23 protein-coding genes are annotated in these 24,947 nt (G+C 42.8%); 9 read left to right on the forward strand and 14 right to left on the reverse strand.

The window, feature by feature from the left end; translation table 11 throughout:
• Positions 1-116: 116 nt before the first annotated feature.
• A complete protein-coding gene (locus tag VCA1004_RS06470; protein ID WP_086984053.1) occupies positions 117-506 on the reverse strand; it encodes a DUF2750 domain-containing protein in 390 nt (129 codons plus the stop codon).
• A gap of 192 nt (positions 507-698) precedes the next feature.
• Complete coding sequence (locus VCA1004_RS06475) at positions 699-1,604, reverse strand: manganese-dependent inorganic pyrophosphatase (RefSeq protein WP_086984050.1); 906 nt, start codon at positions 1,602-1,604, stop codon at positions 699-701.
• A gap of 268 nt (positions 1,605-1,872) precedes the next feature.
• On the opposite strand from VCA1004_RS06475, the gene VCA1004_RS06480 reads away from it, so the two are divergent.
• Complete coding sequence (locus VCA1004_RS06480; protein WP_086984047.1) at positions 1,873-2,112, forward strand: TIGR02647 family protein; 240 nt, start codon at positions 1,873-1,875, stop codon at positions 2,110-2,112.
• 151 nt (positions 2,113-2,263) lie between these two features.
• Here VCA1004_RS06480 and VCA1004_RS06485 read toward each other — a convergent pair whose 3' ends face one another.
• Both VCA1004_RS06485 and VCA1004_RS06490 read right to left on the reverse strand, forming a co-directional pair.
• Entirely contained in the window at positions 2,264-2,884 is a 621-nt protein-coding gene (locus VCA1004_RS06485) for a DsbA family protein (protein WP_086984044.1), read from the reverse strand.
• On the reverse strand, positions 2,878-3,744 hold the full coding sequence (locus tag VCA1004_RS06490) for an MBL fold metallo-hydrolase (RefSeq protein WP_086984041.1): 867 nt from the start codon (positions 3,742-3,744) through the stop codon (positions 2,878-2,880). Before VCA1004_RS06490 ends, VCA1004_RS06485 begins: the two co-directional genes overlap by 7 nt.
• Before the next feature lie 113 nt (positions 3,745-3,857).
• Between VCA1004_RS06490 and VCA1004_RS06495 the strand changes: the two genes are divergently transcribed.
• Positions 3,858-4,745: a LysR family transcriptional regulator gene (locus tag VCA1004_RS06495; RefSeq protein WP_086984038.1), complete on the forward strand. Its 888-nt coding sequence runs from the start codon at positions 3,858-3,860 to the stop codon at positions 4,743-4,745.
• 345 nt (positions 4,746-5,090) lie between these two features.
• On the opposite strand, the gene mukB is transcribed toward VCA1004_RS06495, so the two are convergent.
• The 4 genes from mukB to cmoM all read right to left on the reverse strand — a co-directional run bounded on the left by mukB (position 5,091) and on the right by cmoM (position 12,564).
• Positions 5,091-9,551, reverse strand: a complete 4,461-nt coding sequence (gene mukB / locus VCA1004_RS06500) for a chromosome partition protein MukB (protein WP_086984658.1) — start codon at positions 9,549-9,551, stop codon at positions 5,091-5,093.
• 14 nt (positions 9,552-9,565) lie between these two features.
• Complete coding sequence (gene mukE, locus VCA1004_RS06505) at positions 9,566-10,279, reverse strand: chromosome partition protein MukE (RefSeq protein WP_232012642.1); 714 nt, start codon at positions 10,277-10,279, stop codon at positions 9,566-9,568.
• A gap of 61 nt (positions 10,280-10,340) precedes the next feature.
• Positions 10,341-11,672: a chromosome partition protein MukF gene (gene mukF / locus VCA1004_RS06510; RefSeq protein WP_086984657.1), complete on the reverse strand. Its 1,332-nt coding sequence runs from the start codon at positions 11,670-11,672 to the stop codon at positions 10,341-10,343.
• Positions 11,673-11,730: 58 nt separating this feature from the next.
• On the reverse strand, positions 11,731-12,564 hold the full coding sequence (gene cmoM, locus VCA1004_RS06515; RefSeq protein ID WP_086984032.1) for a tRNA uridine 5-oxyacetic acid(34) methyltransferase CmoM: 834 nt from the start codon (positions 12,562-12,564) through the stop codon (positions 11,731-11,733).
• Between the two features lie 111 nt (positions 12,565-12,675).
• Here cmoM and elyC point away from each other — a divergent pair, with 111 nt between their 5' ends.
• The 7 genes from elyC (at position 12,676) to VCA1004_RS06550 (ending at position 19,382) form a co-directional block, all read left to right on the forward strand.
• Positions 12,676-13,473, forward strand: coding sequence for an envelope biogenesis factor ElyC (elyC, locus tag VCA1004_RS06520; RefSeq protein WP_086984029.1), 798 nt, complete (start codon positions 12,676-12,678; stop codon positions 13,471-13,473).
• 223 nt (positions 13,474-13,696) lie between these two features.
• Positions 13,697-14,701, forward strand: coding sequence for a substrate-binding domain-containing protein (locus VCA1004_RS06525; RefSeq protein ID WP_086984026.1), 1,005 nt, complete (start codon positions 13,697-13,699; stop codon positions 14,699-14,701).
• A gap of 152 nt (positions 14,702-14,853) precedes the next feature.
• Complete coding sequence (locus tag VCA1004_RS06530) at positions 14,854-15,999, forward strand: ABC transporter substrate-binding protein (protein ID WP_086984023.1); 1,146 nt, start codon at positions 14,854-14,856, stop codon at positions 15,997-15,999.
• Between the two features lie 24 nt (positions 16,000-16,023).
• Positions 16,024-17,706, forward strand: coding sequence for an ABC transporter permease (locus tag VCA1004_RS06535; RefSeq protein WP_232012580.1), 1,683 nt, complete (start codon positions 16,024-16,026; stop codon positions 17,704-17,706).
• 4 nt (positions 17,707-17,710) lie between these two features.
• Positions 17,711-18,394, forward strand: coding sequence for an ATP-binding cassette domain-containing protein (locus tag VCA1004_RS06540; protein ID WP_086984021.1), 684 nt, complete (start codon positions 17,711-17,713; stop codon positions 18,392-18,394).
• A 33-nt stretch (positions 18,395-18,427) separates the two neighbouring features.
• The gene (locus VCA1004_RS06545) at positions 18,428-19,072 is read left to right on the forward strand and encodes a CDP-alcohol phosphatidyltransferase family protein (RefSeq protein WP_086984018.1); all 645 of its coding nucleotides are present in this window, start codon (positions 18,428-18,430) and stop codon (positions 19,070-19,072) included.
• Positions 19,059-19,382 carry a putative signal transducing protein gene (locus tag VCA1004_RS06550; protein WP_086984015.1) on the forward strand — a complete coding sequence of 108 codons (324 nt, stop codon included), beginning with the start codon at positions 19,059-19,061 and terminating at the stop codon, positions 19,380-19,382. The genes VCA1004_RS06545 and VCA1004_RS06550 overlap by 14 nt, the downstream gene beginning before the upstream one ends.
• Positions 19,383-19,384: 2 nt before the next feature.
• Here the strand turns inward: VCA1004_RS06550 and VCA1004_RS06555 are convergent, their stop codons facing one another.
• From VCA1004_RS06555 to rpsA, 6 genes are all read right to left on the reverse strand, one after another.
• On the reverse strand, positions 19,385-20,179 hold the full coding sequence (locus VCA1004_RS06555; protein ID WP_086984012.1) for an alpha/beta fold hydrolase: 795 nt from the start codon (positions 20,177-20,179) through the stop codon (positions 19,385-19,387).
• Positions 20,180-20,375: 196 nt separating this feature from the next.
• On the reverse strand, positions 20,376-21,080 hold the full coding sequence (gene pyrF, locus VCA1004_RS06560) for an orotidine-5'-phosphate decarboxylase (RefSeq protein WP_086984009.1): 705 nt from the start codon (positions 21,078-21,080) through the stop codon (positions 20,376-20,378).
• Positions 21,081-21,146: 66 nt separating this feature from the next.
• On the reverse strand, positions 21,147-22,316 hold the full coding sequence (gene lapB / locus VCA1004_RS06565) for a lipopolysaccharide assembly protein LapB (RefSeq protein ID WP_086984007.1): 1,170 nt from the start codon (positions 22,314-22,316) through the stop codon (positions 21,147-21,149).
• A 12-nt stretch (positions 22,317-22,328) separates the two neighbouring features.
• Positions 22,329-22,616 (reverse strand): LapA family protein, encoded by a 288-nt coding sequence (locus VCA1004_RS06570; protein ID WP_086984004.1) that lies wholly within the window; start codon positions 22,614-22,616, stop codon positions 22,329-22,331.
• A gap of 195 nt (positions 22,617-22,811) precedes the next feature.
• On the reverse strand, positions 22,812-23,099 hold the full coding sequence (gene ihfB, locus VCA1004_RS06575; protein WP_086984001.1) for an integration host factor subunit beta: 288 nt from the start codon (positions 23,097-23,099) through the stop codon (positions 22,812-22,814).
• A gap of 74 nt (positions 23,100-23,173) precedes the next feature.
• Positions 23,174-24,844, reverse strand: coding sequence for a 30S ribosomal protein S1 (rpsA, locus tag VCA1004_RS06580; RefSeq protein ID WP_086983998.1), 1,671 nt, complete (start codon positions 24,842-24,844; stop codon positions 23,174-23,176).
• Positions 24,845-24,947 lie beyond the last annotated feature (103 nt).

A 24,947-nucleotide genomic window follows, 5' to 3' on the forward strand; every position in this document is an offset into this window, starting at 1 on the left:
ATTTAGAGGTAGATCAATAAACTCGTCACCAGCAAAAATCCTGTGCTCGCTTTGTGATTACCTACAAAAAAAGGCAACCTTATGATTGCCTTTTAAATGAGAATAGTGCTTTTTTCTTAACGTTTTTGCGCTTGCTTCTTAAGCTCAAAATCAAATTCATCAGGAAAAACAATCACTCCCTCTTGTTCTGCATTTGGGAAAACCACAATCGATAAATCATCATCTTCCAGGCCATGTGTCCAGCGACTGTGCCATTTGTTCAAAGAGATAGGCTCGGGTTGACAGTCTTCCCATTCGCCATTTGCCCACGCTTGTGCAAACTCTTGATTCGGCCACACTGGCACACAATCTTCGTCTTCAGTATTCAGCATGACACAACCATCTTCATCGACCAAAATCCAGATCTGACGATTGGCAACCACTTCTTTAATGCAGTATTGAAAACGCTTTTCACTGTCATAACCATTAATGGCTTCGATCGTTGTGGCGTCTAATGTTTGTGACATTGTTTTTCTCCTTCAGGTCGTGCTAAATAGCCTAACCGCGCTCTTGTATGAAGCGTTAAAATAATACCAAACGCTATCGGTATATTGGCAATAAAAAAGGCGAGTATCAACCCGCCTTTCATTTCAATTTCTATTTAGAGTTTAACTTGATTCAATGTGCAGACTATAACGCTGCAACCTCTAAAAGAATAATTAAACTAATTCAGCTTGCAACCAAGGCCAGCCTTGCTTTTTACGGCTTAACGTATTTTCCATTACTAGAGAGCCATCTTTCACGTGCTTCTCAAGTTTTGTCGCCCACTCACCTTTGAACAAAAGTTCCGTCGTACTTGTGGTGATATCGGTTAGCATTAACGCAGCAAAAGCTAAGCCTTCTTCTTGACAACGACGCTCAAGATCCGCATTAAGATCATCGATCATGCCATCAACTTGTTCCATCGTCGCCAACTCAACTTGACCAACGACCACATCACGACCATTGAATGGGTAAGCTTTCAGATCTTTCTCAACCAATTGAGCCGCTGTTAGCCCTTCAATATCGGTTTTCGCGATCAATAAGTTTTTGATAAATTCGTCTAGGTTGTCAATGCCCGCAATTTCAGCAAGCTCTTTCACTGCTGCTTCATCTTTTGCTGTGCAAGTTGGTGATGCAAAGCCTACGGTGTCAGACAAAATTGCAGACATCATTAAAATCGCTAGAGGCTTAGTGATTTCAGCTTGTTCCATTTTGAATAGGTTAAACAAAATCGTACAAGTACAACCTACAGGCCAAATCCATGCTTCTAGTGGGTTGACTGTCATCACATCACCTAAACGGTGGTGGTCAACAATACCTACAATTTCAGCTTCTGCAATATCATCAGGTGCTTGAGACACATCCGTGTAGTCCACTAACCAAATTTTTTGACCCGCAACGCCAGTACACATTTCTGGTTGCTCAACACCAGCTTGCTCAAGAATGTATTGAGTTTCACGGTTTAGCTCACCTTGGCGAACTGGTTTTGCTTCTAGGCCACGTGCTTTCAAAAGCTCAGTGGCAACCAATGCACTACAAATGCTATCACTATCTGGGTTTTTGTGACCGACTACTTGGATCATGTTTTTTCCTATTACGACTATTATTACTCAGGGAAATTTTGCCCGTTACTTTACCTTATTTTCAAAATTTGTCATCGCCCAAGTCACAATTTGCCGGATATAAATACAATTAAGCCGCAGAATCTTAGTATCTCACACTGATGTTGTTGCTTTTAACATCAGTTAATTTGAAGGAAAGTGAACAGACCACCAAAAACCATTTTTACTGCTTGCCAAAGGTAAAGTTTGCAACCTATTGTAGGGTTAACAATAAAAATAAGGATTGAGTATGAAATTTACCGTTGAACACATCGCTGAGTTAAATCTGTTGCTTCAATTTGATTCTGCTAGTCTACAAACAGGCATCAAAGTGCACACAGATGCCGCACCAGAGCTACAAGCCGCTGCAAAAAGTTTATTCGATAAAAATCTCTGTACCCTACCGGATGGGGGGTATCTCACTAATGAAGGAATTCAACTCGCCGAACGTGCCCACAAATTGCTGAACGTCCTGTCGTCTAAAGCTTAATACTTGGCGTGTTTTTAGTGCTGCCATGAGGGAGCTCTAATAATGACAGAACCTCTCCGCTTGGGTGAGGTTCTGTTTTTCAATGATAGATTGTCTGTCAACACAAGCTTGCAACGTTGCATTAAATAACGTTGCATTAGATAACGCTGTACTAAATTAAGCCAGCTAACCAGGTTTCCCACTGCTCTAGTCGGCCATAGAACTCCGTATGTGGTAATCTCATCAATTGCCCGTTCTGTTCCAGAATGAGCGTTGGATAGCCTTGTATATTCAACTGATTCATCCGCTGTTGGCTCTGCTCAATGGCCACAATTTCTGCCCCTTCCATTGCTTGCATCTTTTGTCGCCATAAGGTTGGATCTAACTTTAATTGAACCGCTAAGGCTTCCAAAGTTTCAAGCTCATTCACTCTTCGGCCTTCCATGTAATGGGCTTGTTGTATCGCTTTTAACATCACAAATGGAGGTAACCCTAATGACTCTCCAGTTAAAACCGCTCGAGTAGGCAGGTAAGAATCCAGAACCAACGCCTCATGACTCCTCACCCTTTCGATATAATCTTGCCCAAACTGAGCTCCTGTTATATCACTGATCCGTTGATCACTGCTTATAATATGCTGACGAAATGAAGCTTCAATGGCCTTTGCTGGTAACATACCACCAGGATGAAGCATTAACTTAAATTGATGGTTACGCACAATCGCTTCGATTAAAGGTGTGGCACCATAACACCAGCCACACATAGGATCATAGAAATAATGAATTGTTACCATTTCATCTCACCCATTTGAACTTTCGCGCCAAGATTTAACCCCACTGGAAACCCTGAATCTGGGTATTGTGCGGTCATTTTTTCAATCAACTGCTCACTATTTTTACTGCTCTTTTTGGCCGTGTTGTAATCATTAAGGTACTGGATAGAATAACGGATCGTCTCAACGTTGAGCGCTGTGCCTGACTTCATGTGTCCTGGGATCACAAGCTCTGGTTGCAACGCTTGCATCTCTTTTAGTTGATCACTCCACGCTTTTTGAGATTGCGCGCTTTGTGTATCAGCCATCCAAAGGTGCAATTGACCAAAGATAGCAACGTTACCTAAAATAGCTTTACTTGAAGGAATCCATAAATAAGGACGATAAGCTAATAGCCCGGTTGTACCTTTAATTTCTATTTTGTGACCTTCCAAAGTAAGACTGGTCGCGTCAATGGCTTTTGGTACATAAGGACTAACCGGGCCATTTTTACCCAATTGAGGCCCCCATACTTTCAATTTAGAAGCCAATTTATTTTCTATGACTGCTCGCACCGCAGGCGTGGTCACAATATCGGCGTCTGGGAACAAAGTATGTAACACTTCTGCCCCAAAATAATAATCCGGATCGGCTTGGCTAATAAAAATAGTTTTGAGCTCTTTTCCACTATCCAAGACCTTAGCGGCAATGCGCAATGCATCCGCTTTGGTAAATCCGGTATCGACCAACATCAGATCATGCTCACCCATAATCAACGTTGAATTGACATGGAAGCTACCTTCATCGGCATTATAAACATCAAATGTCAGTGGGGTTTGTTCTGTCGCAAACGCGCTTCCTGCAACTAAGATAGAGGCGGCTAATAGGCTTATTCTTTTCATGATTTTCTCCGTAAATAAGGTGGTTTGTTCTGATGGGATAAATCATAAAAGATTGACATGATCTGAAAAACATACAAAATCAAACATCTTTGTTTCTTAAATCGAGCAAATAAATGGATAAATTCATTGCCGCCCAAGTCTTTGTTGATGTGGCTAAGTCTGGCAGTTTTACTGCAACAGCAGAGCGTCTTGATATGTCTCGCCCAATGGTAACTCGTTATATTGATGCGATGGAAAAGTGGTTAAATGTGCGTTTATTACATCGGACAACTCGCAAGGTCTCTCTTACTACCCTTGGCGAACGATGTTTAAAAGAAACCGAAGTGTGGCTAGAGCAAGCCGAGAATTTAGTTGCTTTGAGTGACATTAATAATGAGCTTTCTGGCACCGTGAGAGTAGCCACCAGTATGTCATTTGGCTTTTCGCAACTGGTTCCTGCCGTCCTCGATTTTATGGCGCTCCACCCTAAAGTGAATATTGATATCGATTTACAAGATTCCGTCGCCGATTTAACAGACAAACAAATTGATCTTGCGATTCGACTCGCCTCAAACCCGGAGCCGTCTTTGATAGGTAAACCAATCGCGGTTTGTGAATCAGTGTTAGTGGCTTCTCCTGATTATTTAGCCAAGCAAGAAAATATTGTGGAACCTCAACAATTGGCTAAACATCGTTGCCTTGGGTATAAAAATTTTCAACAGCACGTTTGGCATCTCAGCAAAGACGGCCAACAACAATCCATCGCCGTTCATTGCCAACTGACCGCCAATGAAGCCACCACCCTCTTGCATGCCGCACTTCTCGGCGGCGGCGTGGCTATTCAACCTACCTATTTAGTTAACCAATACATTGAAAATGGAACCTTGCAATCGGTTCTTTCTGAATGGAAACCAGCTAACCTTACGATCTATGCGCTCTATTCATCAAGAAAGTATCAATCTTCAACCGTCAGAGCGTTGATTGATTATTTACAAGCGTATTTTAAAGCGAACCCTTGGTAGAGCCTCTGAATTAAGCGTTTCTGTTTTGAGTGTTAAAGCAAAGCTTGATCCATCATGATTTTTAAACACGTTACGAGCCATTTTGTATAACCTTTAATTGAAGAACATGTGGTAGGAGATTCTGAACTGCGCTCGTTCCTCACTTTTCAGAATGACGGAAATGTGTCACTTCTTTACCCCATCCTTTTAAACCGTCATTCCGTACATGAGCCTAAGCGAAGAAGATACGGAATCTCCCACAGCGTGTTGAGCGCCACTTACCTAAATAATATCAATCTTGAATTCAAAAAAACGCCCCACTTCATAACAAAGTGGGGCGTTTCTTATCTGGCTTATTGAGTAAATTTACTCTACCGTTTCAAGCTCTTGCGCTTGGTCAGTTTTCTCTTTCGGCCCATTACCGAAACCACGTAAACCAACAACATGTACGTGTTCATGATCTTTAAACACTTTACGCACCAGTTTGTAAGTAGTGCCTTTTTCTGGGCTGATGTTTTCTGGCGCTGCAATCAATAACTGCATGTCTAAGCGATCACACAGCTCAAACAAGGTATTGATGGACTTGGTATCCAGACGCGCGGCTTCATCTAAGAACAATAAGCGACACGGCACAATATCTTTACTGCGCAAGCGACGTGATTCTTCTTCCCAGCTTTGAATCACCATTAACAAAATGGACTGACCGGTACCAATGGCTTCACCAGTAGACAGTGCGCCGGATTCAGCTTGTAACCAGCCTTCTGAGCCACGGTTAACCTCAATACTCAATTCCAAGTAGTTACGGTAATCTAATAGCTCTTCACCCAAGATTTGCGGTGAGCGTTGACCCATATCAATATGTGGATTCACACGTTGGAACAATTTCGCCATCGCTTCAGAGAAAGTAAGACGAGCATTATCAAACAAGTCTTGATGCTTACCTTGATCTTCCGCCAAACCAGCTAATAGCACTTCATGGCTTTCACGGATACCCACATTCAAACGTACGCCACGCACTTGACCAAAGGCAATGTTCGATAAACCTTGGTTAAGCATACGAATACGGTTTTGTTCACGCTGAATGGTTTTCTTGATGATGTTCGCCACCGAACCAGAACTGATGGCTAAACGATTTTCACGCTGAGTCAACTCTTCGGTTAAGCGTGCCAGCTCCACTTCCATCTCTTCAATCGCTTCGACAGGGTCGTTGGTGTGGATAATGTCTTGGCGAATACGCTCACGTAAATGCTGATAAACTGCAATGTAAAACAATACCTTGCCTTCAGGACGAGCGCTGTCTTCTGAGCCGCGGAGTGCATCACGTAAAGTTTCATTGTTAGCCACCGCAAGACGCAACGCACCCAATGATTTATCCGACATGGAGCGCAGTTCGTTATCCGAAAGATAAGCTAACTCACGACGGTGTAAGCGACGCTCGACATCATTAAGACGCGCTAAACGCAACACTGAACACCAACCGGCTTTGGCAGTAACCACAAACTTGCGTAAGTCTTTGTAGTCTTTTTCGACTTTCTTCACGCGTTTAGTCAGCGCTTTCATTTCCATCTCGGTCGCCGTAAGGGTTCGTTCAAATTCACTCTTACGTTGACGCGAAGTATGTAAACGTTCATGCAGTTCATTTTTACGAATTTCTGCACGCTCTACCGCACCAAGATCAGGCGTAACACCGTATTCTTGTAGCTCTTGTTTGAACTCTTGTACCGTTTCTAACTTCGCTTGATGTGACGATTTAAGCGAGGCCAACAATTGGTTGTATTGGTTCAACTGCCCTTGCGCTTGTTTTAAGCTTTCACGGCTGCGTAGTTTGGCTTGTTCTGCTTGCTCTAGTTTACGTTTTAGCTGCTCACTAAGTTCACTACTTTGATCTAACAGTGATACCGAATCCGAGTAAGAAAAATAATGGCGACGTTCGTGTAAATCTGCCAAAGCAAACAATTGTTTTTTAAGCGTTTGCAGACTTTGGTCCGCTTGCTCGTAGTGCTGTTGTAAGGCATCAAATTGCTCAGGATCGGCTTCTAATGCCGACACCATGGTCGCTAATTTTTGCGCCGCTTTACCGTGTTGTTGAGCAAACGACTTATATTCAGCCAATTGTTCTAGCTTATCATTCAACTCCTCTAAACGCTCAGCCAAGCTCTCGTCTGCAATTAAATGCATTACGTTCGCCAGTTTGTCCAATTGAGCAAGCGCTTGTTTCGCACTTTGCATTTGGCTGCGTTGTTGCTGCTCTTTTTCATCCAATTGCGTTAATTGACGCGTGATTTGATTTAACTCATCACGAGCTTGTGCCAGTTTCGCTTCAGGGTCGGCATTGAACGCAATATGAATGTGTTTTGACACAAACTCGTTATACGCTTGGTACAAACGTTGCAGTTTTTGAGAATCAAATGCCGCTTTCGCGTACTCTTCTGCCACTTCTTCACGTTGTGCACGCAACAACTCAAGACGTTGTTCACGAGCCGCACGGCCAAATAAGGGAATGGCTGGTAAGCGAGAATAACGCAATTGACGATCATTCAATTGTACGCACACTGCGCCATCGAGTTCATCAGCGTTAAAGGTGCTGTCATCAAAGGCATCCACATCCCCTTCGATGATGTAAAGATCGTCTGGACAATCGTCAAGATCCACCAGCTTCTCTTTTATGCCTTCCAGATCCGAGACTACAATCGCATGACGCGCAGGACCATACATAGCGCTGAAATAAGGCGCATCTTCAATGGTGATATCGTCATAAATTTCAGAAAGCAACACACCGCCAAGGCTATCGGCTAAGCCTTTCAAACGAGGATCATTAGAGCCAGATGGTGAGGCTAAACGCTCAATATCCGCTTCCAATTCATCACGACGCGCCGCCAGACGCTCTTTGGCCATTGATTGTTGTTTGTCTTGCTCCAACACTTGCTGCATTTGCGCCATAACGGCATGGCTGTCAGTGAGCTCAGCGTCGGTTTGTAATTGCAATTTCTCCAGTGCATCGCTGGCCGCAATCCAAGATGGAGCTTGCTTTTGTAAGGTCTCAATTTGGCTTTGAACATCTTGTTGGTTGTGACGCAAATCCCCACGCACATCTCGCAGTTCTTCTTGTTCACCAGCCAAAATATCCAATTGCTCAAGATGACGTTCACGCTCTTGCTCTAACACCATGTCATCATCAAGCGTGACTTGGTATTGCGCTTGATATTTCTCAACTAATTCAGAAGCTTGACGTTGATCATTCAGGTTGCGCTCTAAGTCACGTTGCTGAGCACGCCATTGTGATTCGTTTTGTAACCATTGTTCGGCTTGTTGCGCTTTTTGAATTGCTTGTTTGGCCTGCGGCAATGCTTCGTTACGTGCTACTTCACCTACAATGCTTTTGACCAAACCGAGTGCTTGTTCAAACTGCTCAGCCGCCGCAGACGACATGTCTAACTTATGTTTCAGTGACAGCAATTCTGATGTGCTTGATGATTCTTGCAGCTTCAATTGTGATAATTGCGCTTGTGCGTTGTCTGCACTGAGATCGTCATTACCTGTAAGTTGCTGAGCTTTCTCTAACGCTTGTACTGCTTGTTGATATTGCAAAGCACGAGTTTGCTGGACATCCAGCGCTTGTTGGTAATCCGCTAGCTGGGACTTTAAGCTATCGACTTCTTGTTCAGACACTTCGGCCTGCTCTTCCGCCATGGCTACTTGTTCTGCCGCTTCTTCAACAATCATGATTTGTTCTTCTAAACGTTCGCTTAGCTCTTCCAAATCTTCTTGATAGCGTTCAATTTTCTCTTGTTGGCGGATCGCCGTTTGCACCAATTGCAAGTGATCGGTCGCGGCTTGGTGATCTTGCTCAAGACCAGATTCTTGCTCAATCAATTGTTCTAATTGCGCTTGAACTTGAGTGATCAAATTCATTTGTGAATGCAGCGTGGTGATCGATTGATTCATTTCACTGCGCAGTGCTAATGCTTGATCTAATTTAAGACGACGGTCATTGGCGTGGCGCATGTAATCGGCGGCCACATAATTGGTCGATTCTGTGATCAAATGTTTGAATAAATCGCGGTCGGCTTGAGTAGTTTTAATCGCTTCTAGCGTCATGCGGTTTTCGCGCAGTGCCGATTCCATATCCTGGAAGGCTTTTTTCACACCACCGTTTTGCGGTAATAGGTAATCACGCAATGAACGAGTAATGGCACTAGAAATACCGCCGTATAGCGAGGCTTCAATCAAACGATAGAACTTAGAACGGTCGCCAGTATTACGCAGCTTCTTCGGCAACACGCCCATTTCAAACATCATGCTGTGATAATCAGACACCGATGAGAAGGCTTTTAATTGTACGCCTTCGTATTCCGCAATTTTATCTTTCAGTTCATTATAAGAACGTACACGTGCTTGACCGTTTTCTAAATTTTCGATCAAGACATCGGTAGGCTTCACGTCGCTTGGTAATCCTTGGATCAACAGGGGCTTAATGTCGACTTTCTTATCGCGACCCGCCACTTGTTGCAATTTAACCGTAAACAGTAAACGTTGGTGACGTGAATTCACAACATCTAATACCGAATAACAAGTCCCCGGTTGTAGTTTACCGAACAAACCTTTATCACGTGAGGCTTGTGAACTACCCGCTTCGGTGGTGTTACGAAAATGCAGTAAGCTTTGATCGGGAATTAACGCGGTAATGAAGGCCGCCATGGTGGTCGATTTACCGGCACCATTACCACCAGACAACGTCGTCACTAAACCATCGATATCAAAGGTACGCGCAAAGAAACCGTTCCAGTTGATCATGGTCAGTGACTGATACTTACCTCGTTCAATCATGTTCGCTTTCTCACTCATAAATCACCTGCTTGTTGTTCTTCTGATTCTTCTGTTTGCTCATCAGAAGACTCATTGTTCTCTTGAGCTTCATTGGCACTTTTTGCATTCACTGCGCTAGGGTCCAGCACCGCTTCACCGTCGCGGATAAGACGCAACTGCGCTTCACGGATATCATCGCCAACACGTACATCGGCGCCAAAACGGAACACCGCTTCACTGATACGGAATTTTTCATCATCACCCACCGGTAATACCATGCCGATGCGGCGCAAACGGCGTAAAGAGGTACGTACTTTCTCAAATAGTTTTTCTTTATCTAAATCAGAACCGGTAGCGCGGTTGGTGACAAGACGCATTAATTTCTTTTCATCCGCTAACGCAAGCAGCTCTTCATACAATTCTTGATTGGTAAAAATTCCTTCATGAGCCAAACGTTCAGGGCTGAGATATAAGAAGCATAAGATTTTACCCACCAGCATATCCAGTTCGGACAGGACACTACGACCAATAAATGAGGTTGAACGTGGGCGTAAATAAAAGAATCCTTCCGGCGCGCGGACCAATTCCGCATTATAGCGTTGGTAAAATGCTGCCAATTCACTGTCGAAATCACTCAAGAAGGCGTAATTATCCATATCATCACTGGAGATATGGCGACCAGCACGCAATTGGCTATCCAATGCAGGAAAAAGTGGATTGGCTAATGCTTTAATCAGCTGTTTAGGCATATAAGCATCATTTGAGGTCTCGGTGTTATAAGACAGTTCTGCGTTGTCTGACGCGTCGTAATTAGTATTTATCGATGACATTTGCTTGTACCTTTGCTCCAAAATCGTTAATCGCTTTCCAGTCGGGTTGAATCGCTCGGTAATCCGATTCGGAATACCCCATTCTTACCGCTTGATCGATAACCATTCGAGCTAAATCAAAATGTTGCGCATAAGCGTGTTGCGCAAGGTAATCTCGTAATACCGCGCCTAAATCAATAGGTGCGCCAGTGTCTTTATGTTGTTGCAACATCGCCGCCACACGTTCGCTCAGTTCATCATCAACAACCGATAACTCTTCGTATTCCACTTCATCTGGCACTTGCCCCACCACTTCGTCATCACGCAGCATCATGGCTTCATCGCGCATATCACGTAAGCGTTCGGCATCAGAAAAAGTTAAATACCAAGGAGTCTCAAAGTAATCGGTGACCGATTGACGCAAGCGTTGGCTGAATGCGCGGTTTTGGTCCATATCAATCGCAGTACGAATAAACTTATGTACATGGCGGTCATAACCAATCCATAAGTCAATGGCTTGTTGGCCCCAACTGACAATGCGATCAAGTTTGGTTTGCAACGAGAACAAAATGGCATCAATGAAATCGAGCCCTTCTTGTCCATAAATGATTTGTTGAATGTCTAACAACTGCGTTTGCAGCTCATCCCCTGCCGCTTGCAAGGTGTCTTGTAATTCATTCAAGGTGGTCGACGTTTCCGTTAATAAGCTTTCACAACTATTGATTGCGTCTCGCCAATCTTGATTCAATAACTCAGCGATTTGTTGTTTAATTTCTATTTGCTGGTCATCCATCACACGTTGGTTGAGATCAATTCGGTCAAAAATTTCACTGACTGAGTATTTTAATACCCCATAAACGTGTTTTTGCCATTGCGCCAAATCACTCGCTTGCTCCGCCGCTTGTACTGCTTTCGACATTTCATCTGCCACCATAGACAGCTGAATGGACAGTTTAAGCTTAGAAAACTCACGGTGACGCACATAGTAATCACTGATCGACATGCCCAGTGGTGAAATACGATAAATACTCGCACCTTCGTTTAATTCGCTGACAAAGCGGCTTAATAATCGCTGTGATACTAATTCATTCACCGCGTTATTGGCTCTAAAAGCGGAGGCTTCACCAGTGTCTTCAAACATGCGGGTGACAATTTTGAACGCATCATGCAATTCACCTTCGCCCAATTCCTCATCCAATTTTTCATGGCTGAGTACCGCAACCGCAATCAAAAAAGCCAAACGTTCAGAAGTTAGATTCAACGAAAAGTCGTGTTGTTTGACCCAAGTGACCAATTCATCAATAGGTTGCTCACTAATTGATTGTTCGCTGATTGATTGCTCGTTAATTGACTGCGCCTTAGGGGGCTGCTCAAGTGAAGATTGAGTTATTTCACTCATTATCATTCCTGTTTTTACTATTTAGCTCTCCATCGCTCTGTTCATGCCATGGCTTTTGCGCCCACACATGAATATAGCGACCAAGAGAAAGATAAGGCTCCGTTCGGCATAACTGTTGCTCTAATGCCAACACATCTTCTGGACGATAATCGCCCATATATTGTTGATTACCTATGTAATCGTTAAAGCAGCGAATGCCTGATTTACCACAAATTTGAAAGCCTTTGGATTCTATCCAGTAATAAACCTCGTGGGGTATCAAGCCTTTTTGTGGCTGAAGTTTAAAACGCTTTCGGTGCGGCATCCCTTGTAAAATGTGGGGAATATTACCACAAGTTACATTTTTCATAACCAAACCATGATGGTTATAAAACATCACTGAAGCAATCCCTCCTGGCTTCACTTTATCCAAGATTTGATCCAACACTTCTTTTGGATGTTCCAACCATTCCATCACGGCATGAAATAACACCAAATCAGCAGATTGGGCTAACTTGGCATCCAGATCTTGTATGGCAGAATGAATAAATTGAAACTGCGCAGAGAGCTGATTCTTCTCAATCTCTTGTTGCGCTAACCCGAGCATTTCAGAAGAAATATCACACAAGGTTATACGATGTCCTTGCTGGGCAATCTTTTGTGACAATTGGGCCAGCCCTCCTCCAGCATCTAACACGGATAAGGGAGCATCCCCTTGCTGAATGCGAGCTAAAGCTTGTTCAATGTCTTGCCAGACGATGATTTGCCGTATATCTCCTTTATCGGAGCCATAAATATTTTTCGCGAATTTATGGGCAATATCATCGAAATTTCGATCTTCTGCCATTTTTTTTCATTTAAGATAACTGGAAATTACGTGTATTCTGTCACAGCAATTACAGGAATAAAGTAAATACTCTATTTTATCCGCTGAATGATGAATTTTTGGACTATTTAAATGTTTGAACTTAAAAAAATAATCGGCGCACTGATCATGCCGTTGCCAGCCTTGCTGATAATCGGATTCATAGGCTTGTTTCTGATTATGTTTACCTACAAACGAGGGATTGGTTGTCTGCTCACTTTTGTTTCACTAATGGGGATATTTCTTTTTTCATTTCAACCCGTTGCCACTTCATTATTGAAACCTACTGAAAGAACCTATAAAGCCTTTTTACCCGTCGATGGTACACTTGATTACGTCATGGTGTTAGGCTCAGGACATATTGTCGATAACGATATTCCTCCAACCTCTGAGTTATCACGTAATGGGCTGATGCGTCTTGCAGAAGGGATGCGTATTTTGCGTCTTTATCCAGGGGCTAAATTAATTTTGTCTGGTTACGATGGTGGCAGTTCGATCAGTAATGCCAGAGTGATGGCGAATGTTGCGGTCTCTCTTGGGGTCAGTAAGTCAGATATTATCTTATTAGAAACAGCACAAGACACTTGGGATGAAGCCCATCAAGCAGCAGGTTTTGTGGGTAATAAACGCTTAGTTCTGGTCACCTCGGCCAGTCACATGGCGCGCGCAATCTTAGAGTTTCAAAAAGCAGGTTTACAGCCTATTCCCGCACCAACCAACTACCTTGCTTTTGATAACATTCAACAAGCTTGGGAAAAATATACCCCACAAGCGAAATACTTAGAGCAAAGTGAGCGTTATTGGCATGAATTAGTTGGACGTTGGTGGTCATTGTTGCGCGATAAACTGTCTAATACACAAACCGATTCTGCCGCGATACAACCAGAATAACGACAAACTATGCCGATTAAGAGCAACGTTATCGTTTGCTCACTACAATCTTTAGTCATAAAAATGCCATATCTGATTGTCAGAGATGGTATTTAAGACTAAAATCCTAATTACATAAATCCTGAATTATATTAAGTCGCTGATTAAAGGCGACTTTTATTTTTTTATTTCTCCTGTTAACTATAATAATCCGACGACAGTATCGGTATAAAGGAAATTCACTATGGCTACAATAAAAGATGTCGCGCGCATTGCTGGGGTTTCGACCACCACAGTGTCGCACGTGATAAATAAGACTCGCTTTGTTGCGGAGGCAACCCAAGAAAAAGTCATGGCCGCAGTGAAGGAACTCAATTATGCCCCAAGTGCGGTTGCGCGTAGCTTAAAATGTAATACCACCAGCACCATTGGTATGCTAGTTACTCAATCCACCAACCCATTTTTTGCTGAAGTCGTTGACGGTGTGGAGAGTTACTGCTATCGCAAAGGCTATACCTTAATCTTGTGTAATACCGGTGGTCGTGCCGACAAACAGCGTGATTATATTCGTATGCTGGCAGGTAAGCGTGTTGATGGACTCTTGGTGATCTGTTCAGATCTTGATGATGATTTAAGAGAAATGCTAGATGGTCACCCTGATATTCCAAAAGTGGTCATGGATTGGGGCCCTGAAACCTCAAAAGCAGATAAGATCATTGATAACTCAGAAGAAGGTGGTTACTTAGCCACTCGTTACTTACTTGATCACGGCCATACCGATATTGCTTGCCTAAGCGGGCATTTTGAAAAAGTCGCCTGTATTGAGCGAATTGCCGGTTGTAAACGTGCTTTAGCCGAAAACGGTTTAACTTTACCTGATGAGTGGTTACTAGAAGGTAACTTTGAATGTGATACTGCCCTGATTGCCGCTGATAAAATTCTCGCTATGGATAAAAAACCTACCGCGGTATTTTGCTTTAACGATGTGATGGCACTTGGCTTGATCAGTCGTCTGCAAGAAAAAGGTCTGAATGTACCTGAAGATATTTCAGTGATTGGTTACGATAATATTGATATTTCTCCATATTTCTCACCACCGCTAACGACAGTTCACCAACCTAAACGCCGTTTGGGTAAAAATGCGGTCGAGATTTTGCTCGAACGTATTAAAGACAAAAACCACGCAAAACAAACGTTTGAGATGTTCCCTGAAATCGTCGAACGTGCTTCTGTTAAAACGCTGAAATAATCAACTACCGCACATTCAGATCACTCTGAATGTGCTTTTTTCTTCTTATTTTCCTCGCTTATTTCATTTCAACACAAAAAGATGAAAGTTTTTGTGTATCTTATCTGTCTAATACAGCATGCCGCCTATTTTCAAAAAACATAAGGATATGTATGAAACGTACATTCTTACTCATCATCAGCACCTTATTGCCTTTTTTCTCTTATGCAGCGGAGCAGGATTGGCAGGCAACTCAACAACAAGCCAAAGGACAAGACGTTTACTTTAATGCTTGGGGAGGCAGCCAAGAAATCAATCAATATTTACGCTGGGTAGCTCGTGAAGTTAAGCAGCAATATGGTATTCAATTACATCACGTCAAAGTCTCCGATACATCAGAGATCACCGCCCGCTTATTGGCGGAAAAAGCCGCAGCTCAACACACCAATGGCAGCGTCGATATCGTGTGGATCAATGGTGAAAACTTCAAATCGATGAAAGATCATCAACTGTTATTTGGCCCGTTTACTCAACAATTACCCAATTGGGATAAAGTGGACGCTTCACTGCCTATTGATAAAGATTTTTCAGAGCCAACGGACGGTTTAGAAGCCCCCTGGGGAGTCGGCCAATTGGTATTTATTTATGATCACAAAAAGCTGCCAATGCCTCCCACTTCAGCTCAAGCCTTCCTTGACTACGCTAAAGCCCATCCCGGACGCATTACCTACCCTAAGCCACCACAATTTCACGGTAGCAGCTTTTTAAAAGCCCTATTAATTGAGTTGACCAAACAACCTGCAGAACTTGGCAAACCCGTTGATACCGACACCTTTGCTTCTATCACCGCACCATTATGGCGCTATCTTGATACCATCCAGCCTTATTTATGGCAACAAGGAAAACAATTCCCATCGACTCAACCGGAAATGTTACAGTTACTTGATGATGGCCAAATTGATATTGCCATTACCTTTAACCCCAATGAAGTCTCTTCTGCTCAAGCCAGTGGTAAGTTAGCGCCGAGTACCGATACCTATGCTTGGGATAAAGGCGCATTATCCAATATCCATTTTTTAGCGATTCCTTGGAATGCCAAATCCAAACCCGCGGCCTTGGTGGTAATTAACTTTTTGTTGAGCCCAGAAGCCCAATCACGTAAAGGCGATAATACGGTTTGGGGCGACCCTTCGGTATTACGCACTCAGTATTTGACCGGCAGCGCCGCTAAAACTCAGTTATTTTCTTCTGTCGAAGAGCCTCATCCGAGCTGGCAAGATGCGCTAGAACAAGCTTGGCTAGCTCGCTATAGCCGTTAAGTCACTACAACAATGAGAACTATTATGCAGAGCAAGCCAAGTCGTCTGCTGCGCCTTAGCTACATCATCGTTATCTTGATTTGTATCCTCCCTCTTCTGCCTGGAATTGCAGGAATGATATTGCCTGCGTTTGGGATCATTCCTCCCTTAGGCTTCTATCAGCTTTCAAGCCAAGGTTTTAGCGAGGTGTTGGCTTGGCCTGGCGTCGAACGTTCTTTACTGCAAAGCGTGTTTTCTGCGCTATTAAGTTGCTTTATGGCTTGTATGATGACCTTTGCGATTTTACAGGCTTATTGGAATACTCGCCGTTGGCAGTGGATTGAAAAGCTACTTTCTCCGTTATTAGCATTGCCTCACGTGGCCTTTGCGGTCGGTTTTTTATTTCTCTTTTCCGACACCGGTTGGTTGGCTCGTCTTCTGCATACCTTCATTACCTCCTCTTGGTTCAACTCGATTTATTCCTTGCAAGATAATTCCGGACTGGCTCTGACTTTGGCGCTGGCGATCAAAGAAACGCCTTTTTTGATCTTAATGAGTGTGCCGATTTTAAATAACCTCAATATCACGCCGACACTACAAATGACACAAAGTCTCGGTTATTCTTATTCTCAAGCCTGGTGGAAAGCGATTTTCCCACAATGGCTGCAGCATATTCGTTTCCCATTGTTTGCCATTATGGCCTATTCAGCTTCGGTGGTGGATGTCAGCTTAATTTTAGGCCCCACTCACCCACCTACCTTTGCGGTATTGGTCTGGCAGTGGTTCAATGATCCCGATTTAACCTTATTGCCACGTGCTGCGGCAGGCGCTTTTATATTATTTCTATTATGCTCAGCCTTAATTGGTGTCATTGCTTTAAGTGAAACGCTGCTTCTTCATCATCATCGCGCTTGGTTAGTCTCTGGCCGTCGCCACGCTATGACGATTAAACCGTATTTTTTGCACTTTCTCATTGCCGTCAGCTTATGTACCTTACCCATTTTGTTAATTTGGAGCTTTTCTTTACGTTGGTCATTTCCTAACTTATTACCCACACTGTGGAGCACTCGATTTTGGGTCAGCGAATGGCCATATATCCAACAGACGATTATCACCAGTTTGTCTTTAGCCTTGATCAGTAGTCTATTCGCGTTAATCCTGGCAATTATTGCTCAAGAATACCGCCATCGTTTCCAACTTCACTTACCTATGTATGTAATTGCCTTGCCTATGCTTATTCCGCAATTATCCATCTTATTTGGTTTACAAATTACCAGCTTATGGATCGACCAAGAGCAATATTGGTTATGGGTGATTTGGGCACATCTGTTTTTTGCATTTCCTTATGTGTATTTAAGCTTAGATGGACCATGGAAAAGTTATAACGACTCTTTATCTAAAATTGCCATCAGTTTAGGGAAAACGCCTTTAAAGGTATTTTTCACGATCAAATTGCGTTTATTAGCTGGGGCAATGTTATTTGCTTTTGCGATGGGGATGAGCGTAAGTCTGGCACAATACTTACCGACAATTTCTTTAGGTTCTGGCCGTATTGTAACGCTCACTACTGAAGCCGTTGCGCTCTCGAGTGGGCATGACCGACGCATTGTTTCTCTTTATGCATTATGGCAAGCCCTATTACCTTTCGCCTTTTTCATGATCGCTATGATAGGAAATCGAATGCTCAGCCCGACTTATCGCAATCCAACACACTCCCAAAAGGATTAACGCTATGACGCTATCAATAAAAGCATTATCCATTTTTGAAGCGACAAGGTTACAGAAAACGGCGACAGAATTGTCGAGCACACCTTGGCTACTCAAAGAGCTAGACCTCACAATTCAAAGCGGAGAAATTGTCACCTTAATGGGCCCAAGTGGCTGTGGCAAATCCACTTTATTAAGCCTCATTTCTGGCCATCTTAATCCGCACTTTGCTTTTTCAGGTAGTGTCGAATTACAAGGTGTTCCGATCCAAACACAGCCACCGCATTTACGAGGTGTGGGTATTTTATTTCAAGGCGACTTGCTGTTTCCTCACTTAACCGTTTGGGAAAATATTGCCTTTGCTCTGCCTAACCAACTTAATGGGAAACAAAGAAAACAGCATGCCCTTGCAACATTAAAAAAGGTACATTTAGACGACTTAAGTGAATCGATGCCACATCAGATCTCTGGGGGACAAAAAGCGCGTATCAGTTTATTACGAATGCTCAGCGCACAGCCTAAAGCGATTTTACTTGATGAACCTTTCAGCCAATTAGACCCAGAGCTGAGAGCGTCTTTCCGCCAATGGGTATTTGAACAAATCACTCAAGCCAAGATCCCGACCTTGATGGTGACACACGATCAAGAAGATGCCCCTCAAAATAGTCGCATCCTTCATTGGCAAAATTTAAACACTGGCAAGATTTAAATACTAGTAAGATTTAAAGACAGGAGAAGTGTGATGCTCGATAAATACGTCATCCCCCTCATTAAAAAACCGTTAAATAGCGCGGCAAGCTATTGCCTTCATTACCATATCAAAGCCGACCAGGTCACGGTGATAAGCTTTGTCATTGGACTATTCGCACTACCCGCCTTGTGGCTGCAACATTATCATTTAGCGCTACTATTAATTATTTTAAACCGTATCGGAGATGGTTTAGATGGGGCAATTGCCAGAAAAACCCAACCTTCTGACGCTGGGGGCTTTTTAGACATCAGTTTAGACTTTTTATTTTATGCGTTAATCCCTTTTGGATTCTTACTCGCCAACCCCGAACAAAATGCCTTCTATGCAGCCTTATTAATCGTCTCATTTGTTGGTACTGGCAGTAGCTTTCTTGCCTTTGCCTCCATTGCTGGCAAGCGTAATATTGCTAACCCTGTCTATCAAAACAAATCTTTGTATTACATGTCAGGGATAGCGGAAGGTACTGAAACCATCGCCTTCTTTATTGCTTTTTGTTTATGGCCACACGCTTTTCCTCAATTAGCAACCATTTTTGCAGTCTTATGTTTACTCACCACCTTCAATCGCATTTGGGCAGGATATCGCACCATACAAGTATCTGAAATGACAGAGGATGACCACAATGAAAATCTTTAGTGCCAGTAACCCTGTTGAAGCTCATATCGTTTGTGAATTACTTAAAAGTCATCACATTAATGCCAAGGTTCATGCTGAGCACACCTTTAGCCTAAAAGGTGAACTGCCTCTAACTCAAGACAGCGATCCTTATGTTTGGTTAATGGATGAAAGAGATCAGCAACAAGCTCGTCAACTCATTGCAGAATATGAACAAGAGAACAACGGCCCTAGTTGGCAGTGTCCTTCATGCCAAGAAACCATCGAAAATCAATTTGCAGTTTGTTGGAATTGTGGAGCGGTCAATCCAAAACAACACTCATCCACTTAGGCTTAGCTGTGCTGCTGTATAAAAGCCAACGAGTACTGATTAAACTCAATTGGCTTTTCTATATTACATACATGCCCACAGTCTGGGATTTCCAATAATTGACTAAACTTATGTTTTTTCACCATTTCTTTTACTGGACGCAAAAACATATAGTCCATCTCACCCATTAAATATAAGGTTGGAATATTCAACTCGCGGTCACGAAAGTAACGCATCATTGGATTGACATCCGCTGACAACTTAAACCATTTTTTAAACTCTTTTTGGCACAACTTTTTCGCTTCACGGATAAACAAGTGTCGGGATTGCTTTTGTCCCTTTTGTGGCATCACGATGTAAGCAAATAATTGGTATAGCCACATATAAGGAATAATATTTTTACTCCAATCACCAATCTTCACCAATATCTTTGAGCGTGCATCTAATCGTGTGATAGCGCCTCCTAAGACCATGGTTTGAACACGCTGCGGTGCTAACTCCGCTAAATTACGAACTAAAATAGTGCCTAAAGACAAAGCAACAAAGTGGGCTTTCGCAATGTTTAAATGGTTCAAGACATTAATGATATCAAGGGTGACATCTTGAAAAGAATACTGCTTCGAAATCAGGCCTTTGAGTAATTGATTAGAGCGACCGTGGCCTCTTAAATCAATCAACAGCAAATTATAATGTTGACGATAATCTTTAATTTGCTTAAACCACAGTGAGGAGCTTCCTCCTGCACCATGTACGAAAACCACCCACTCTTGGCTAGTAGGATGTTGATAGGTTTTATGAAACAAAATATCTGGCGTCATGTTTAGCAACTTATTGATTATTCATCGATTAACTAAAGTATACCATAGCCTTTTTTTGCTCCTTCCATCAGACAATCAAACACTGACCAAAGTCTAAATTTTATAAAAAACTTTGGCCAAAATAGTGTTTATTTTCTAATAAGTGATGAAGATTAAGGCGATTTCAATTTATCAAATACGCACAGGCTATCGCCGCCTACTCAGCACAAGTGAGTGAAGCATTGATATCCAGCAAGACTTGGTTGGGATTGCTCGCTTGAGTGATAGGACGACCAATCACGAGATAATCTGAGCCCGCGCTCATGGCTTGAGGTGGGGTCATGATTCTACGTTGATCGCCGACGTCACTGCCAATAGGACGAATGCCTGGGGTCACTAATTTGAATTCTTGGCCCAATTCGGATTTAAGCATTGTTGACTCATGAGCTGAGCACACCACACCGTCTAAGCCACTTTGCTGCGTTAGTTTGGCTAAGCGTTTAACTTGTTGTTGAGGCGCAATGTCTAACCCAATGCCCGCCAAATCAGATTGTTCCATACTGGTAAGTACTGTCACACCAATCAATAGTGGACGCTCTTTTCCATAAGGCTCTAAGATCTCACGAGATGCCGTCATCATACGCTCACCACCACTGGCATGAACATTGACCATCCACACGCCCATCTCAGCCGCCGCTCTGACTGCTTTCGAACAAGTGTTAGGAATATCATGAAATTTGAGATCAAGGAAAACGGAAAAGCCTTTTTGATGTAATTGATGTACAAACTCAGGCCCAAAGAAGGTAAACATTTCTTTACCGACTTTTAATCGGCATTGTGCCGGATCTATATTATCAACAAAAGCAAGCGCTTCATTTTGGTTATCATAATCAAGGGCAACAATTACTTTTGGGTCTAACATCCGTCTTCCTTTTGTGTGTTTTAGAGTGTGAATAAAAGCATCAATTCACACACTCTTTATCAACGATTATTCACCATCTAAACCACGAATAGGTTTGATGGTGCCCCATCCTTTACATGATGGACAATGCCAATAAATAGAGTGTGTCGCAAAGCCACATTGTCGACATTGATAATGTGGTTTGGCTTTCATTTGTACCCCTACCATCTCTTGTAGGGTGGTTAAACTGTCTTTCGCCCGACCTTCTTCTGCTTCTGCAATATGGTAATCAATCAAGCGATAGAAGCCTTTCATGGTTGGGTTCTTCACTAACTGTTGAGTCAGCAAAGTCTGAGCTGCTGCTATCCCGTCATGCTGGGCTACCATTTGTGCCAACATCAGTTCAGCCGAAACTCCCGCTTTCTTAGCTATACACTGCTTTAAAAAGTTCAGCATGCCTTCTTCATAACCAATTTGGCTATAACAGTCGGCAAGGGTTGGTAATACTTCGGAAATAAAATCGATGTCTTGCTCTAAGATTTTTTCAAGGCACTTAATAGTTTGCTTATAATTTTCAGCTTCTAGATAAATATTGCCTAACGCAATCGTTGCACGCACACATTTAGGGTCTTCGGTTAAGGCCCGCTTGAAATACAAAATTGCTTTCGAGGTATCCGATTGAGCAAGTTCCGCCATGGCAATTTCACACCAATAGTGGGCAATGCCTTGACGCATTTTTTTGCGCCCCATCGCGACTAAGGCATCACCATATTTGATTGCTTTATACCATTCACGAGTTTGCTGATAGATAGTTACCAGTTGTTGAAGGGCTTGTTCTCGATGCTCTGGTTCATCTAATAATTGTTCAAAGATTTTTTCTGCACGGTCAAAAAAGCCAGAAACCATGTAGTCTTTGGCTAACTGTTGTAGCGCCAAGTTTTTTTGATCAATGGTCAGCCCTTCTCGGGTGATCAAGTTCTGGTGAATACGAATGGCGCGATCGACCTCGCCTCGGGAACGAAATAAATTACCGAGAGCAAGATGGGTATCTATGGTTTCATCATCGACTTGTAAAAGTTCAATGAAATGCTCGACCGCTTTGTCAGATTGTTCTGACAATAAGAGGTTTAGACCTCTCACATATTGGCGAGAAATCTGATGGGAGTGTTCTTGTTTATCTTGACGAGCACTGCGATTACCCATATACCAGCCATAAGCCGCTGCAATAGGTAATAACAAGAATAATAGCTCTAGCATTAACGAATAAACCTAACCTTTGATCTCAGGTAACTGCTCTGATGACTTGGTAGACTTTTGAGCTTTATTTAATTGCTTGCGTAAACGACGCACCGTCAGATTCGATTTTAAATACAAACCACCAAAGATTAACCAGGCGATAGCAAAAGCAACAACAAACACAATACCAAGCAATAATGAGAGTGGTAGCTCGCTTTGGGCAATAAGATAGTTAAATGTCACTGTTTCTTGATTTTGTGCACCAAGCGCTAGGGCGACAAGAAAAAGTGCGATAACTAATATGATTTTTATAATTTTCATCAGTACCACCTTCAACAGCGTATTATTAATTAGATTATGCAGCAAATTTGCCTGACACTCCATTGCCAATCAATTGAAAGATGGAAATATTCAGAATTAACGCACAATACGGTTGAATTTTAGCCACAAAAAAGCGGCAATCGCAATGAGTGCCGCTTTTTAAAAATTCTCGTTACTTCAGCAATAAAAAAATGCTTAAGCAATCGCACTGTTAACACGTTCGCGTAACTCTTTACCTGGTTTAAAGTGAGGAACGTATTTACCGTCTAACTCTACTTTTTCACCCGATTTTGGATTACGACCAATACGTGGTTCTCGATAATGCAAAGAAAAGCTTCCGAAACCACGAATTTCAATACGGTCCCCATCTTCAAGTTTAGATGCCATATGCTCAAGAATATCTTTCACAGCATCTTCAACTTCTTTTGCTGATAAATGGGTTTGCTGAGCACAAAGTCTTTCAATTAATTCTGACTTAGTCATAGGTGATTCCCTCACTTTACTCTTCTTGTTATCGAAAAAAGGGAGCCATTACGGCTCCCTTCTATAGGCAAAAATTATTCGCCTTTAGCAGCCTTAAATGCGTCAGCCATAGCGTTACCAAACGCAGCTTCATCAGCTTTGTTTAGTGTAGCCATTGCTTCTTGCTCTTCAGCTTCATCTTTAGCTTTGATAGATAGGTTGATTACGCGGTTTTTACGGTCAACACCAGTAAATTTCGCTTCAACACTGTCACCAACACTGAATACTAGAGATGCGTCTTCGATACGGTCACGAGATGCTTCAGAAGCACGGATGTAACCTTCAACGCCTTCAACTAGTTCAATTGTAGCACCTTTTGCATCAACTGCAGTAACTGTACCAGTTACAAGAGTACCTTTCTTGTTATCTGCAACATAGCTGTTGAACGGGTCGTTTTCCATTTGCTTAACGCCAAGAGAAATACGCTCACGGTCAGCATCTACTGCTAGAACTACTGCAGAGATTTCGTCGCCTTTTTTGTAGTCACGAACAGCTTCTTCACCTTGAGCATTCCAAGAAATGTCAGATAGGTGAACTAGACCGTCGATACCACCGTCAAGACCGATGAAGATACCGAAATCAGTGATTGATTTGATCTTACCAGTAACTTTGTCGCCTTTAGCTTGTGCTTCAGCGAAAGTCTGCCAAGGGTTAGCTTTACATTGTTTTAGGCCTAGAGAGATACGACGACGTTCTTCGTCGATATCAAGAACCATAACTTCAACTTCATCACCAACATTAACCACTTTAGATGGGTGGATGTTTTTGTTAGTCCAATCCATTTCTGAAACGTGTACAAGACCTTCAACGCCTTCTTCGATTTCAACGAAGCAGCCGTAATCAGTTAGGTTAGTAACACGACCAGTTAGTTTGTGACCTTCTGGGTAACGCTTAGCGATTGCTACCCATGGATCTTCGCCAAGTTGCTTAAGACCTAGAGAAACACGAGTGCGCTCACGGTCGAACTTAAGAACTTTAACTAGGATTTCGTCACCAACATTTACGATCTCAGATGGGTGTTTAACACGTTTCCAAGCCATATCTGTGATGTGAAGTAGGCCGTCAACACCGCCAAGATCAACGAATGCACCGTAGTCAGTAAGGTTCTTAACGATACCTTTAACTTCAGTACCTTCTTGAAGAGTTTCAAGAAGCTCGTCACGCTCAACGCTGTTTTCTGATTCGATAACAGCACGACGAGAAACAACAACGTTGTTACGTTTCTGGTCTAGCTTGATTACTTTGAACTCTAGCTCTTTGTTTTCTAGGTGAGCAGTGTCACGAATTGGACGTACGTCTACTAGAGAACCAGGTAGGAATGCACGGATACCGTTTAGTTCAACAGTGAAACCGCCTTTAACTTTACCGTTGATGATACCAACAACAGTTTCAGCTTCTTCACATGCTTTCTCAAGTACGATCCAAGCTTCGTGGCGTTTCGCTTTCTCACGAGAAAGTTGAGTTTCACCGAAGCCATCTTCTACCGCGTCAAGTGCTACATCTACTTCAGCACCAACTTCAACTTCAAGTTCGCCAGCAGCGTTCTTGAATTGTTCAGCTGGAATAGCAGATTCAGATTTTAGGCCTGCGTCAACAAGAACAAAACCGTTCTCGATAGCAACAACAGTACCTTTAACAATAGTACCTGGGCGGAATTCTAGTTCGTTTAGCGACTCTTCAAAGAGTTGAGCAAAAGATTCAGTCATTATATATGATCTTCAATTAATTAAACGTCCATGGGTATCCTACCGCATGGGGTTGATAAATTTGCCAGTCATCTTCCTTGCGACCGACAGTCTAACCACCAAA

Origin of the sequence: Vibrio aphrogenes (assembly GCF_002157735.2) — a bacterium.
Lineage (GTDB): Bacteria > Pseudomonadota > Gammaproteobacteria > Enterobacterales > Vibrionaceae > Vibrio > Vibrio aphrogenes.

Bases quoted from the DNA above. Each gene is read 5' to 3' on its own strand.
- VCA1004_RS06550 (WP_086984015.1), top strand. From the start codon at position 19,059: ATGAAAATCTTTAGTGCCAGTAACCCTGTTGAAGCTCATATCGTTTGT.
- lapB (WP_086984007.1), bottom strand. From the start codon at position 22,316: ATGCTAGAGCTATTATTCTTGTTATTACCTATTGCAGCGGCTTATGGC.
- mukB (WP_086984658.1), bottom strand. From the start codon at position 9,551: ATGATTGAACGAGGTAAGTATCAGTCACTGACCATGATCAACTGGAAC.
- VCA1004_RS06555 (WP_086984012.1), bottom strand. From the start codon at position 20,179: ATGACGCCAGATATTTTGTTTCATAAAACCTATCAACATCCTACTAGC.
- ihfB (WP_086984001.1), bottom strand. From the start codon at position 23,099: ATGACTAAGTCAGAATTAATTGAAAGACTTTGTGCTCAGCAAACCCAT.
- VCA1004_RS06490 (WP_086984041.1), bottom strand. From the start codon at position 3,744: ATGAAAAGAATAAGCCTATTAGCCGCCTCTATCTTAGTTGCAGGAAGC.
- VCA1004_RS06485 (WP_086984044.1), bottom strand. From the start codon at position 2,884: ATGGTAACAATTCATTATTTCTATGATCCTATGTGTGGCTGGTGTTAT.
- VCA1004_RS06570 (WP_086984004.1), bottom strand. From the start codon at position 22,616: ATGAAAATTATAAAAATCATATTAGTTATCGCACTTTTTCTTGTCGCC.
- VCA1004_RS06530 (WP_086984023.1), top strand. From the start codon at position 14,854: ATGAAACGTACATTCTTACTCATCATCAGCACCTTATTGCCTTTTTTC.
- elyC (WP_086984029.1), top strand. From the start codon at position 12,676: ATGTTTGAACTTAAAAAAATAATCGGCGCACTGATCATGCCGTTGCCA.
- mukE (WP_232012642.1), bottom strand. From the start codon at position 10,279: ATGCCTAAACAGCTGATTAAAGCATTAGCCAATCCACTTTTTCCTGCA.
- cmoM (WP_086984032.1), bottom strand. From the start codon at position 12,564: ATGGCAGAAGATCGAAATTTCGATGATATTGCCCATAAATTCGCGAAA.
- VCA1004_RS06525 (WP_086984026.1), top strand. From the start codon at position 13,697: ATGGCTACAATAAAAGATGTCGCGCGCATTGCTGGGGTTTCGACCACC.
- VCA1004_RS06495 (WP_086984038.1), top strand. From the start codon at position 3,858: ATGGATAAATTCATTGCCGCCCAAGTCTTTGTTGATGTGGCTAAGTCT.
- VCA1004_RS06470 (WP_086984053.1), bottom strand. From the start codon at position 506: ATGTCACAAACATTAGACGCCACAACGATCGAAGCCATTAATGGTTAT.
- VCA1004_RS06540 (WP_086984021.1), top strand. From the start codon at position 17,711: ATGACGCTATCAATAAAAGCATTATCCATTTTTGAAGCGACAAGGTTA.
- rpsA (WP_086983998.1), bottom strand. From the start codon at position 24,844: ATGACTGAATCTTTTGCTCAACTCTTTGAAGAGTCGCTAAACGAACTA.
- pyrF (WP_086984009.1), bottom strand. From the start codon at position 21,080: ATGTTAGACCCAAAAGTAATTGTTGCCCTTGATTATGATAACCAAAAT.
- VCA1004_RS06535 (WP_232012580.1), top strand. From the start codon at position 16,024: ATGCAGAGCAAGCCAAGTCGTCTGCTGCGCCTTAGCTACATCATCGTT.
- VCA1004_RS06480 (WP_086984047.1), top strand. From the start codon at position 1,873: ATGAAATTTACCGTTGAACACATCGCTGAGTTAAATCTGTTGCTTCAA.
- VCA1004_RS06475 (WP_086984050.1), bottom strand. From the start codon at position 1,604: ATGATCCAAGTAGTCGGTCACAAAAACCCAGATAGTGATAGCATTTGT.
- VCA1004_RS06545 (WP_086984018.1), top strand. From the start codon at position 18,428: ATGCTCGATAAATACGTCATCCCCCTCATTAAAAAACCGTTAAATAGC.